Source organism: Psychrobacter glacincola (genome assembly GCF_904846215.1).
In the GTDB taxonomy this organism is placed as follows: Bacteria; Pseudomonadota; Gammaproteobacteria; order Pseudomonadales; family Moraxellaceae; genus Psychrobacter; species Psychrobacter glacincola.
On sequence record NZ_CAJGZK010000008.1, the window covers coordinates 117448 to 126285 of the forward strand.

Genomic DNA, 8838 nt, shown 5'->3' on the forward strand with positions numbered 1-8838 from the left:
AAATCTTTGCCAGCCTAAGAATCAGCCATTAAAAAAGCAAGCACTAAGGCTTGCTTTTTCTTGCTAACAACCGACTGACACCTGACTAATCTAAGCGACTAATACCATCATTGATCAGTTTTGGTGTGATAAATATCAGCAACTCTTCTTTGGTATTGCTGCGCACATCTTTACGGAAAGCGCGACCGATATAAGGCAAATCACCCAAGAACGGTACTTTATCAACCCCATTATTAGTACGATTTTTAAAGACACCGCCCAATACAATGGTTTGACCATCTTCAACAATGACGTTGGTTGAAATAGAGTCTTCAGCGATAGCGACTTGATTATTGATAATGGTCGGTGTGCCATTAGTGATTAATAGTTGCAGACCAATCTTACCATCTGGGGTAATGTTCGGCGTTGCCTCTAAACTTAAAGCAGCTTCTTTAAAGCTGGTTGTCGTTGCCCCACTCGCTGATGCTTCTTGATAAGGAATCTGCGTACCGGAAGATACTTTTGCCGTTTGTTTGTCAGCGGTCAAAATCTTTGGCGTAGAGATCACTTCACCGCGGTTATCTGCTTGCATGGCTGACAACTCAAGATCCAGCATAAAATCAGAGATACCAAGCAGACCAAAGGCAATACGACCTGCTGGATTGTCAACGCCTAAGTCAACGTTTAAGTTATCAGGACGAGTGATATCGTATTGAGGATAAGAGACGGTCTGACCATTGATCGTCGTCGTCTGCACATCAAAATCTTTTAAATCCGCTAACGTTTGGTTACTGCCGCCAACCAGCAAGCTGCGATTATTGGCAGCGCCGTTTGATAAGATGCCCCAACGAACCCCAATCTCTTTACTAAAGCTATCAGTTGCACTAACGATACGCGCCTCAATCATGACTTGACGGACAGGAATATCGATTTTACCAATGAGCTTATGAATGTTTTCGATACTGGCTGCCACATCTTTAACAATCAAGGTATTGGTACGCTCATCGACCGTTACCGTACCACGGTTTGAGAGCAAGTTATTACTATCGTTGGTATTCGCATTGGCGTTGCCAGTACCCGTATTATTACCGCCAGAAGCACCACCGCTACCTTGAGAGATAAGGGTCAATACATCTGCCGCTTTTGCGTAGCTTAGGCGGATATATTCAGTACGTAACGGCGCATAAGATTCAACCGCTTGCTGTGCTTCAAGCTCACGTGCTTCTTGTTCTGCCAGCTCCGTTGAGGGCGCAACCAAAATCACGTTACCGTTTTCGCGTTTGCCCAAATTTTTACTCTTGAGAATGATATCAAGTGCTTGATCCCAAGGTACGTTGATAAGGCGCAAAGTGATATTGCCCGCGACCGAATCACTTGCAACGATATTCATCTCTGTAAACTGCGCCAAAATATCTAGGACACTACGGATTTCAACGTCTTGGAATTCCATAGATAGTGCTTCGCCAGTATAGACTTTTTCTTCTAGCGTCGGCTCACGTAGCAGCTCCGGTTTTCTGATACCAATATTTAGCTGATTGCCTGATTGATAGGCTTGATATTCAAAATCATCTTTCACATTGATGGTAATGACACCATTTTGACTTTGGTTTTTGGTATCAATACTATCGACCAAACCGCCATTAACATTCAAGCGGCGCAGCAGATTTCTAGGTACAGTACTACCTGTCAAACGCACAACCAACTTATTACCTTGACGCTGAACGTCTACAGGAATTGCTTCATTGGCCAGTGAAATACTGACGTTACCGCCGCCATCATTCCCCGCTGAAAAATTAACAGCGCTTAGACCATCGTAGCTATACTGCTTACTGACTTGAGCTGAGGCAAGTTGCGGGCTTAATAAAGGATTGACGCGTACGACCATAGTGTCAGCAGGTACTTGGTTTTTTGTGACCGTCGTTCTAATAGGCGCGACAGCAACGCTACTGGTTTCAACAATGGGCGTAACCACAGCCGTGGTAGTAATAGCTGCATTGCCATTTAGCACATCTTGTATAGGGTCATTGGTAATGACTTTCGTGACCACTGGAGCAATCACTGGGCGATTAGGATCCGTAATCGTCAGCAACAGCTCGTTACCATCAATCGCAGTGGTATAGTTGCCCGTCTGTTTTAGCCCAACGATAAGACGGGTGGTATTGTCACTGTTTAGAGTAGTGACCTCATTGACCATACCGATGTTATATTCTTTAAAGCGATTAGCAAGCCCGTTTTGCACCTGTTCAAAATCCAGTACCAAACGGCTGGGATTATCGAGCTGATAAGCGGCTGGTAATACTGGCGCACCTGAAAAACCCAAACGCATTTGGGTCACAGCTGGCGCAGTCTGCACCACAGAGACATTGTTGATGCGCTGCTCGGCATGGGCACTGCTACTTACGGCTACCATACTCATTGCCAATGCAGAGATGGCAAAAGTAGAAGATACGCGGTTGCTCATCATCATTACCTTGTTATTGCGTACTGTCATTATTTATTCCTCAAAAAATCTGCCGACTTAGCTTATAGGGGACACCAGTGACTGGGGTTTTTCAACAAACCCAGCACGGCTGTCTGGCACAATTTCAATCAAGTTAATTTGAGTCGGCGTGATTTCAACAATACGACCGTCATTCAATCCAAGATAATTACCCACTCTAACACTGGCAACTGAACCATCCGGACGCTGTACTAAAGCATACTGTTGACCTTCAGGCGAGATAACCACACCTCGGAAGACAAGTTGTGTCAGCTCGTACTGTTCAAGCGGTTCTTTGACTCGGGTTATATCAGGGCGTACCCCGTCGATAAAGGTGGTCGGACCTTGTACGTTCACCAAACTCGGTGGCAAAAATGGACTACGCTGCGCACTGGCGCTATAGACAAAATCTTCTACCAACTCAGCTTTAGGCGGCGGCTCAATCGGCTGCGCAGGCTGGTTACGGATATCAGCCATCGCCTGCTCTGCTAAGCCAATACGATCCGTACAAGCCGTCATAGATAAAACAGCAGCGCTTAACAGCAGTAACCTCAATCTAGGCAATTTTTGGCTAGTCATTAGTTACCTCCCGCAGCAGCATCGGCAGCAGTAGCATCGGCAGTGGGTGCAGCATCGGCAGCAGCAGCATCACCTTCAGGGACTGCTTCTTTTGAGCGATAGGTTTTGGTTTGCAACACCAAATTTAGCTCGGGTAAAACATCTAAGGTTGGCTGCGGATTACTGACTTCGAAATCATGCATGGTGATAATCCTTGGTAAAGCGGCCAAACCACTGATAAAGCTACCAAACTGATGGTAATCGCCCAACGCTGCGATACGAATAGGCTGCTCAATAAAGAACTCATTTTCAATTTCAGGCTCGACAGATATGTCCTGAAAACGTATGTTACTGCCCACGCCCGTCATATTGATACCCTCAACCAATTCTGATACACGGGTATCTTTTGGTAGCTGGTCAAGCAAAGTATTAAACTCCGCTTCCATTTGAATCACTTGAGCTTGATAAGCTTGTAGATGGCGTGCGCGCGATTCTTTTTCACGGTAGCTATCGAGCAAGGTTTGTTGCTGGCTTTCGGCTGCTGTAATTTCATCAATTTTACTGCTAATCGGTAGCGCCCATGACAAAGCAGCAATCAAAGTAATAATGAATCCAATGAGGGTCACTTTGACAGGAAGTGGCCAACTGCCGTAGTTTTCAGAATCCAACGATTCAAAACTGCGGCGAAACTCATTTACATCAAACTGTTTTTTCGGCTTTATCATCGTCTTTTTGAGTTTAATGCGGGTTTTTTTACGGGTCAGTTTCATAACTCACCTCCAGGTACAATAGCGCCATCAGCACCTTCTACAGGAACGGCCGTTTCAGACTGTACTTTGGTCGTAATTACAAACTGCACATAGCTGTCTTCAGGATAAATAGGACGTGGTTGTTCACCGGGCGTAGTGACTGTACTTTCTAAGACAGGCGCTGCTTGATAAGCCGTAATGTTTTGCTGGATGTTACTCACGGCTGAATTGCCCATCCACTTACTGCTATCAAGATTACGAATCAAGCTTGATACCACGTTTGGATTGTCAGCAAGACCCGTCAATGTTAATACATCCCCTTCACGCTTTAGATTATTCAAATAAAGCGCTGGCGGAATCGCTTTAGCCAGATCATCCCATAAACGCACAGGTACAGGACGTCGACCTTGCAAGTCTTGAATAACTTGCATACGTGAGATGATATCTTCACGGCGCTGCTCTAAGCTATCAATCTCGACCAACGCTTTATCTAAGCGAGCGTTTTCTTGTTCAATCAGGGCATTGGCATCCAATTGCTCAGCAAGTTCGTTATTAAAATAACTCCATGTCGCAAACGCCGCCAGCAGAGACAGGAGCGTCACTGCCACCACCAAGGTGATGAACTCTTTATTGCGGCGTGCGCGCTCTTCTTGCCGCCAGGGCAGTAGGTTAATACGAGCCATTAGTCAAAGCTCCTTAACGCCAGACCGCAAGCGGCCATTAAGCTGGGTGCATCAATCGCCAGTTGCTCATGATCGATATGCGGAGCAATGGTCATATTAACGAACGGATTTGCAATACTCACAGGCACGCCCAATCGCTGCTGCGCCATACCGGCAAGACCCGCAATGGAGCTACTACCACCAGCAAGGACCACATGATCGATACTACTATATTGACTTGAGGAAAAATAAAACTGTAAAGATCGAGTAATTTGTTGGATGGTATTTTCTATAAATGGCGTTAAGACATCGGTATAGTAATCGTCAGGTAAAGCACGCTCGCGCTTACTAATAGCAGCTTCTTCAGCAGACAAACCATAGCGGTTTTGGATGGCTTCCGTCAGCTGGCTGCCCCCAAATAACTGCTCTCGGCTATAGATAAACTCACCATTTTTGGCAACATATAACGTTGTTTGATTGTGTCCGATATCAACCAACGCCACCAAATCTGGCAAGTTTGGCAGACTGTCTGCCATCAAGCCAAAAGCACGCTCGATGGCATGCGACTCAATATCCATAACCTTGGTTTGGAGACCACCAAAGGTTAAGGCGTCAACCCTTTGGTCAACGTTTTCTGAACGAGAGGCCGCAAGTAGTACTTGTACCATATCGGCATTTACAAGTGAGGGACCCAGTACTTCAAAGTCCAAATTGACGTCTTCTAGCGGATAAGGTATGTATTGGTCTGCATCCAGACGAATCTGAGCTTCACGCTCCACGTCATTTAGCACCATATCCATATCGATGATTTTAGTAATCACGGCTGACCCTGAGACTGCAGTGGCGGCGCTACTGCCCGCCGCTTGGCAACGTCTGGCCAAGCCTGCTATAGTATTCCCTACTGCTTCAGTATCTACAATAAGTTTGTCGATGACTACGCCTTCAGGTAACATTTCAGTACCATAAGATCTTAGGTGGAAAACGCCTTGTTGGCGCTGTATGTCAACCAGCTTCACTGAGGTGGTACAAATATCCACACCAATCAAATGTCGACTCTTAGAAGTAAATAGCCTCACAAACTCTATACCTTATATTAAGTGTACAATATGATAGTTATTTGTAATAATTTAGTACAATACTTTACTTAACAGATAGATTCAAGCATTTAAATGTCCTATAAAGGCTAACTTACACATTTATTGTCACTTGGTTATTTTGTTCAAGGTATAATGCTTTTTATCTGTTGCAAACCTTAATCGATAAGTCTGACTATGACCAAGAAAAATGCCACTGTTCGTCTCATTCACTTTTTGGTGGGGCTTTTCATTGCCTGTCTAGCACTGGCAGTTGTATTAGCGCTTGCTGTCCCTATCGGCTTCTATGGTATGGCGATGTATTTATCGCCAACATTGCCAAGTACGCAAGAGATTAAGACGGCAACTTTAGAGATGCCATTACAGATATATAGTAGTGATGACAAATTGATTGGGCAATATGGCAACCGTCTATCATTACCCATTACCTTTGAAGAAATACCAGAAGACTTGACCCATGCTTTTTTAGCAGCAGAAGATTCTTCATTTTTTCAGCATAGCGGCATTAGTATTAAAGGATTAGGGCGCGCGGTTACCGAAGTGGTAACGGATGATGAAAGCCAAACAGGTGGCTCTACCATCACCATGCAGGTCGCAAAAAACTATTTCTTAAGTTCAGACCGCACGTTAAATCGCAAACTAACGGAGTTGTTTTTAGCGCGTAAAATCGAAGACGAGCTGAGTAAAAACGATATCCTTACCCTTTATGTCAATAAAATCTACTTAGGTGAAGGTGCTTACGGTATTCGCGCTGCTGCCAAAAAATACTACAGTAAATCACTAGAGAATCTCACCATTGCAGAGATGGCAATGCTGGCAGGTTTGCCTAAAGCGCCTTCTAAATACAATCCTATTGCCAATCCAAGTCGTGCGCTCACACGCCGTAACTGGATTATTGGTCGCATGCATAAATTGGGTTACATCGATAAAGCCCAACATGACGAAGCTATTAATGCGCCCATTGGTATCAAGCTTTATCAAGAAAAGCTGGATGTTAATATGCCGTATTTGGCAGAAATGACACGCGCAGCTCTGGTTGAGCGTTATGGTGAGCAAGTCATGCATGGCGGCTGGCGTGTACGCTTGACGGTTGATAGTCAAGCACAAATAGAGGCAGAAAAGGCAATTTTATCTGGCTTGGTCGCTTACGAGCATCGCCATGGCTGGCGCGGCGCCGAAGCAAATGATGAGCCACTAGAGAATTTCAGTCGCTACAGTAATATGTCGCCTGCCAAAGTGACCAAAGTGAATACCAGTAGTTTTGAGGCGACCATGCTTTCAGGAGAAAGCGTGACCGTCAATTGGTCTGGTATGCGCTGGGCACGCAAATATATCTCTGCTGATCGCATCGGTTATTTTCCAAGTAATGCCAGTCAAATAGTGAGTAAGAACGATATTATTCGCCTGATACCGACGGCTAGTGGTGGTTGGCAGCTCGGTCAAATACCTGAGGTGCAAGGTAGTTTGGTTTCTCTAAATCCTGATACCGGCGGCGTTCGTGCCTTGGTCGGTGGCTTTGATTTTAATCATAGTAAATTTAACCGTGCTTTGCAGGGCTGGCGTCAACCGGGCTCCACCATTAAACCTCTTGTCTATACCGCAGCACTAGAAAAAGGCTATCGTCCAGACAGTATAGTCTCCGATCGTCCACTGCAAGTAGGTGACTGGAAACCAAAAAATTCCGATGGTCGCTTCTTAGGTGATATTACCTTAAGGCGCGGTCTTTATTTATCACGTAACTTAGTGTCTATTCGCCTGCTGCAAGCAATTGGTATCTCTGATGCTCGCAATTTATTAGATGAATTTGGTCTTGATAAAGAGAAGCTGCCAACTACCTTGTCTTTAGCATTGGGCACAGGTCAAGCAACCCCATTACAAATGGCCACTGCTTATGCCACCTTTGCCAATGGCGGTCACCGCATCCAACCTTATTTTATCGAACAAATTTATAACTATAATAATAAGCTTTTATTTCAAGCCAATCCTCAGCAAGCTTGCGCTCTATGTTTCAATGAGCAGCTCGACGATGTCAATAAGAAACTGACCGAAGAATATGCTGCAAAAATAGAGAATAGTAAAAAAGTAGCTGAAGACAATGTAGTTGAAGATAATAAAGCAGGCAACGCTAAAGAATCGCCTGCCAGTGACAATACCGAAGCTGATATAGAAGCCAATCAGGTAGACAGCGACACTGCCAAAGACAGTAACAAGATTGACTTGAGCATTTACGATGCCAGCCCAGAATCAGATCGCTTAAAAGCGCCAGTCGTACAGTATGTGCGCGCCGAACAAGCACCACGTATTTTAAAGCCTAAAGTCGCTTATGAGATGGCAGATATCTTACGTGATGTGATACAGCGTGGTACAGCGTTTAAAGCAAGATCTTTGGGACGTGATGATATTGGCGGCAAGACAGGAACCACCAATGAAGCAAAAGATGCTTGGTTTGCAGGTTTCCATCCTACCAATGCTACCGTCGTCTGGATGGGTTTTGACCAACCATCAACCATGGGTCGTCGCGAATATGGTGGTGTGGCAGCCCTACCCGTTTGGATGGATTTTATGAAAGCTCAACTTAAAGACACGCCTAGTCAATGGGTCTCCATTAATAACCGTGCCAAATCCAAAAAACAAAAGCAAAGTATTATAGAGATGATAGATGAAGGGGTCACTGAACTTGATAGCGAAGATACTGATGTAGGCAAATCGGAAAAACCGGTCAGGACGTCTATTCAAAAGCGCCAGCCACCTGCTCCAAAACCTATCGAAACGCCGGAAGATACGACCGCCGCTAAACCTACTAATAATGGTATTACCAATAGCCCAGCACAGAAACCAAAACCATTAGTAGTCAAGCCTGTAGAGCGTATGCCAGCGATGCCTCAGTAATAGACTGCTTATAGCGTCTACTTTTTATATTAATACGTTTAAAAAAGGCTGGTTCAGTAAATACTGAGCCAGCCTTTTTCATAGACATATTTGGTGTAATGGACATTATTCATGCTGGCACATCGCTAAACGCTATATACTGTCTATATTTGCAAGGAATCAACGCCATGAATCAAAAAACTGCCCTTTTTGTCGTGAAAAACACACCAAGAAGAATGGACGTAAGCTAGGCAAACAGCAGTATCAATGTCTAGCTTGCAGACGGCAGTTTTTAGGCGGTACAAGACTCAATAACCAAACGCTTTGGACTGAATATACCCAAGGAAAACAGACCTACAAACAACTGGCTGATAAATATAATTGTAGTCTTAAAACCATCCAAAGACGCTTAGACAAAATCAGTATTGAGTATCAGATTAAACGGCCAA

At 44.6% G+C, this 8838-nt stretch carries 7 protein-coding genes; 2 read left to right on the plus strand and 5 right to left on the minus strand.

From position 1 onward, the window contains the following. Positions 1 to 85 precede the first annotated feature (85 nt). The 5 genes from JMW90_RS06815 to JMW90_RS06835 are packed head-to-tail and all read right to left on the minus strand — an operon-like array spanning position 86 to position 5503. Complete coding sequence (locus JMW90_RS06815) at positions 86 to 2470, minus strand: type IV pilus secretin PilQ (RefSeq protein ID WP_201562511.1); 2385 nt, start codon at positions 2468 to 2470, stop codon at positions 86 to 88. A 27-nt stretch (positions 2471 to 2497) separates the two neighbouring features. After that, positions 2498 to 3037, minus strand: a complete 540-nt coding sequence (locus JMW90_RS06820; protein ID WP_201562513.1) for a pilus assembly protein PilP — start codon at positions 3035 to 3037, stop codon at positions 2498 to 2500. After that, the gene (locus JMW90_RS06825) at positions 3037 to 3786 is read right to left on the minus strand and encodes a type IV pilus inner membrane component PilO (RefSeq protein WP_201562515.1); all 750 of its coding nucleotides are present in this window, start codon (positions 3784 to 3786) and stop codon (positions 3037 to 3039) included. Before JMW90_RS06825 ends, JMW90_RS06820 begins: the two co-directional genes overlap by 1 nt. Beyond that, on the minus strand, positions 3783 to 4448 hold the full coding sequence (locus JMW90_RS06830; protein ID WP_201562517.1) for a PilN domain-containing protein: 666 nt from the start codon (positions 4446 to 4448) through the stop codon (positions 3783 to 3785). The genes JMW90_RS06825 and JMW90_RS06830 overlap by 4 nt, the downstream gene beginning before the upstream one ends. Continuing rightward, positions 4448 to 5503: a pilus assembly protein PilM gene (locus JMW90_RS06835; protein ID WP_201562519.1), complete on the minus strand. Its 1056-nt coding sequence runs from the start codon at positions 5501 to 5503 to the stop codon at positions 4448 to 4450. Before JMW90_RS06835 ends, JMW90_RS06830 begins: the two co-directional genes overlap by 1 nt. A 195-nt stretch (positions 5504 to 5698) precedes the next feature. On the opposite strand from JMW90_RS06835, the gene JMW90_RS06840 reads away from it, so the two are divergent. Further along, a complete protein-coding gene (locus tag JMW90_RS06840; protein WP_201562522.1) occupies positions 5699 to 8410 on the plus strand; it encodes a penicillin-binding protein 1A in 2712 nt (903 codons plus the stop codon). A 145-nt stretch (positions 8411 to 8555) separates the two neighbouring features. After that, positions 8556 to 8838: IS1/IS1595 family N-terminal zinc-binding domain-containing protein (locus tag JMW90_RS14055; RefSeq protein ID WP_420825321.1), on the plus strand; the 283-nt coding region annotated here is incomplete at its 3' end.

Excerpts from the sequence above, each read along its gene's own strand:
- JMW90_RS06815 (WP_201562511.1), bottom strand. The coding sequence starts at position 2,470 with ATGACAGTACGCAATAACAAGGTAATGATGATGAGCAACCGCGTATCT.
- JMW90_RS06820 (WP_201562513.1), bottom strand. The coding sequence starts at position 3,037 with ATGACTAGCCAAAAATTGCCTAGATTGAGGTTACTGCTGTTAAGCGCT.
- JMW90_RS06825 (WP_201562515.1), bottom strand. The coding sequence starts at position 3,786 with ATGAAACTGACCCGTAAAAAAACCCGCATTAAACTCAAAAAGACGATG.
- JMW90_RS06830 (WP_201562517.1), bottom strand. The coding sequence starts at position 4,448 with ATGGCTCGTATTAACCTACTGCCCTGGCGGCAAGAAGAGCGCGCACGC.
- JMW90_RS06840 (WP_201562522.1), top strand. The coding sequence starts at position 5,699 with ATGACCAAGAAAAATGCCACTGTTCGTCTCATTCACTTTTTGGTGGGG.